The following is a 499-nucleotide window of genomic DNA, read 5'->3' as shown; positions in this document are numbered from 1 at the left end:
TTTCATAAAATTACGCGAGTTAATAATTATTAGTTCTTATCAACTAATGATTGTCTAAAAAAGGTCCCTTGTTTTGTAAATAAGAGGTACAAAAAAAGGTGTCCAAAAAATAGACACCTTTTCCTGATCTTTACAAAATTACTCTGGTACGTATACATACAAAGGTATACCACAATCTGATGATCGTAAGAATAAATCAACATCAACTAACTCTTCATTATCCTTTTCTATTTCAAATGTGCAAAGGACAGTTCCTGTAATTTGACAAGAAACCTCAGTTATTGGTAAACAATCGTTATTAACATTCTCAGGGTTAATATATTCCGCTATGTCAATTTCAAGAAGATCCTCTGCACTGTCCGCAGGCGTAAAAGCAAGAGAAGCTGTGATAGCTAACATAAGAGCAAAAGCTGGTAAAACGATTTTAAAAAAATTAGATTTCATAATATAGATATTTAAAATTAATGACCTACTCTATTTTACAGGTTTTCGGTCTTAG

At 31.3% G+C, this 499-nt stretch carries 1 protein-coding gene; it reads right to left on the bottom strand.

What is annotated here, in order from left to right; genetic code table 11:
• Window positions 1-138 precede the first annotated feature (138 nt).
• Window positions 139-444: a DUF6520 family protein gene (locus Q4Q35_RS09360; protein WP_303277710.1), complete on the bottom strand. Its 306-nt coding sequence runs from the start codon at window positions 442-444 to the stop codon at window positions 139-141.
• Window positions 445-499 lie beyond the last annotated feature (55 nt).

The organism is Flavivirga aquimarina (genome assembly GCF_030540835.1).
Lineage (GTDB): Bacteria > Bacteroidota > Bacteroidia > Flavobacteriales > Flavobacteriaceae > Flavivirga > Flavivirga aquimarina.
Note: the sequence above shows the minus strand (reverse complement) of the source record. Positions and strands in the feature narration are given on the sequence as shown.

Excerpts from the sequence above, each read along its gene's own strand:
- Q4Q35_RS09360 (WP_303277710.1), bottom strand. The coding sequence starts at position 444 with ATGAAATCTAATTTTTTTAAAATCGTTTTACCAGCTTTTGCTCTTATG.